This is a genomic window from Streptococcus sp. DD04 (assembly GCF_001578725.1).
Classification (GTDB): Bacteria; Bacillota; Bacilli; order Lactobacillales; family Streptococcaceae; genus Streptococcus; species Streptococcus sinensis.
Genome location: NZ_KQ968976.1, coordinates 365,890 through 368,324 on the forward strand (window position 1 = coordinate 365,890; position 2,435 = coordinate 368,324).

At 40.9% G+C, this 2,435-nt stretch carries 2 protein-coding genes; both read right to left on the reverse strand.

Going from position 1 to position 2,435, the window contains the following annotated elements:
- Window positions 1-1,384: GH25 family lysozyme (locus tag STRDD04_RS01755; RefSeq protein WP_156469035.1), on the reverse strand; the 1,384-nt coding region annotated here is incomplete at its 3' end.
- Between the two features lie 75 nt (window positions 1,385-1,459).
- Window positions 1,460-2,218 (reverse strand): triose-phosphate isomerase, encoded by a 759-nt coding sequence (tpiA, locus tag STRDD04_RS01760; RefSeq protein ID WP_062198817.1) that lies wholly within the window; start codon window positions 2,216-2,218, stop codon window positions 1,460-1,462.
- Window positions 2,219-2,435: the final 217 nt, after the last annotated feature.

Below are 2,435 nucleotides of genomic sequence, written 5' to 3' on the forward strand. Positions count from 1 at the left end.
CCCCTTGTATGTAATACAAATGAATGTTGTATTCACCAGTCGAACCTTTATGATTCGCCGCATTGACAGTCAATTTATAGGTTCCATTGGCTTGTTTTGCTGCAGTATACCAAACAATATCATCTTGACCATTCTCAGTAGACCAAGTTGGAAGCTTAATTTCCTGAATTCCATGTGGTGCTGAAACTTTGGAAACGATGACATCAAAAGTACCGGTTTTGGGGTTATTATTTTGAATACTAATCGTACCCGTCAGTGGTTGCTTAGCTAAAGCAGACTTGGCTGTAAATCTACCAGAATAGTCAATACTCTGGTCGAAAACATGCTTGCCTGCTAATAACTCCGCCTGAGAGGTGAATTGCCAAGCCCCTGATCTGCTATTGTATTTCAGGCTTCTAGCATCATTTGCACTTAGTTTTGGTGCTGGATATTGGGCAATCCAAAAATTATCAAGGCCAAACAAAGCTGTATTTACTGGTCCTTTTTGGCGCAGGTTGTTTTGGTCGACCCAACTAGCACTAGTATAGTACATTAGGTTCTTATATCCGTGTTTGCGCATTTCATCAGCCCAAGCTTGAGTATGCTGGTTGATTCCGTTTTGCATTTTCGGATCTTCCATGTCATTGACCATGACCGTATTTTTGGGCAAGCCCAGCCTATTGGCGAATGCAGCATAATAACGGGCTTCCGCTTTCGCTTCTGAATCGCTAGTGTAATGCGAGAAGGCATAGGTCGAGACTTGCAGACCGGCTTCTTGCGCATTTTTCACTTGTGATTCAGCAAAAGGATTTGTATAAGTCGTTCCTTCTGTCAGTTTGACAACAACACCGCCGACACCTTTTGCTGCCAATTGACGATAGTCTTCCACACTGATATAGCCGTTGTGACTACTCACATCCACAAAGGAAGAACCTTTAATGTCCGCTTGAGGATTGCTGCGAGCTGTTTGTCCTGACGGAGGAGCGCTATAAAACACTGCTTTTCTCTTCTCAGAAGTTACTTCTGTACTACTCACAGCCGGCGAAGATTGATCTGACCCTATCTGATTTCCTGTGGATTCAGCATAAGTGTCACTCCCCGTCTCACTTTCACTGCCAGAAAATTCACCCTTTATCAAATCAGAAGCCCTATTTTGGCTTTGATCAATCACAGAGCCATTTGCTGTCGGATTTGTATTTTCCTGCCCTTTTGTATTCTCATCAGCAATCGTTTTCAATGCTGCTGGAGCTTCTTGAGTTTGGCTAGCATTCTTTACCTGAAGTTCCGTTTTTGGAACCTCTAAATCTCCTGCCGGACTTGTATTCTCTTCAGCACGAGCAATATTAGCCGTTGCAGCCAATAAGACAGCTGTACTCGCTAAATAAACTATTTCTTTTGATTTCAACTTTTCTCTCCGAATTTTAAAAAGCTTGCCACCTTAAGGCAACAAGCAATTTTATTTAAAACTTAAAATCTTTTTTTATTTCACAAAATCAAGAAGAGCAAGGAAGCTTTCAGCTTCAAGTGATGCTCCACCAACAAGAGCTCCATCCACATCTGGACAAGCCATGTATGATGCTACGTTTTCAGGTTTAACTGAACCACCGTATTGAACACGAACCTTGTCAGCAACTTCTTGACCAAAGTCAGCAGCTACAACGTCACGAACAACTTTACACATTTTTTGTGCGTCGTCTTGTGAAGCTGATTTACCAGTACCAATAGCCCAGATTGGCTCATAAGCGATAACGGACGCAGCAACTTGTTCAGCTGTCAATCCAGCAAGAGCAGCAGATACTTGAGCGCCTACGAATTCAGCAGCTTTACCAGCTTCGTAAGTTTCAAGTGATTCACCACAGCAGATAATAGGAAGCATACCGTTTGCAAAAATTGCTTTTGCTTTTTTGTTGATATCTTCATCAGTTTCATGGAAGTAGTCACGACGTTCTGAGTGACCGATAACAACGTAGTCTGTACCGATTTCTTTCAAAACTTGTGGGCTAGTTTCACCAGTGAAAGCACCTGCATTTTCAAAGTAGCAGTTTTGTGCAGCAACTTTAAGGTTTGAACCTTTTGCAGCAGCAAGAACAGTTGTCAAGTCAAGTGCAGGGGCAGCAATCCCAGCTTCTACAAGATCAGAAGACGGAAGTTTAGCAGCTACTGCTTCCACAAAAGCTTTTGCTTCTTCTGGATTTTTGTTCATTTTCCAGTTACCGGCAATAAATGGTTTACGTGACATTTCACATACCTCTTCTTTTTTATTTTCACGTTATATTGTACCATAAATTTACCAATTAATAAAGGTTAGCCAAAAATTTTCATAAAAATAAAATACCCTCATCTAGCTTTTGACATTAAATAGGAAAACAAGTAATTTAGAGATTCATCAGCGAATTTTCAATCTTAAATTCGATTTGTAAAATGTGATGTTCTCCTTTCATCTTCACAAAAAAGGG